At 54.1% G+C, this 392-nt stretch carries 1 protein-coding gene; it reads left to right on the plus strand.

What is annotated here, in order from left to right:
• A partial coding sequence (locus AC1RPG_RS07730; RefSeq protein WP_481762431.1) for a hypothetical protein occupies positions 1-392 on the plus strand: 392 nt, incomplete at both ends.

The following is a 392-nucleotide window of genomic DNA, read 5'->3' on the forward strand; positions in this document are numbered from 1 at the left end:
GGCTCTCAGGGCCCTTAAAAATGAGCTGACGAGTCTGCGCGAGATTGCATATCTGGGCGAGCTTAACGAAGAGACGCTGGACCTTACTGCACTCCGCAATTGGGATGTACTGTTGGTCCAACTTCTGGAAACTTCGCAAACGCGTTTCGACGAGCAGCGGATGCTGTTGACCAGCGATCAAGAAGAACAGACCCCGGCTTTGTCCGAATCCGAGCTGAAAGACCCTGTGTTTAGCCCAAAGATGAAAGACGTGCTTAACACCGTTTCTGGCTCCAGTGGGTCGCTTCCGAAGCCTGAGGCCGGTGCTCCATTCACGCTCGGTCGAACTTCGGTGATTCCGGTTCCCAAGACCATGATTGATGAGCGGGTGCTCAAGGCTCGTGGTTTCAAGT

Source organism: Dellaglioa sp. CoH-57-MRSF-18 (assembly GCF_056781995.1).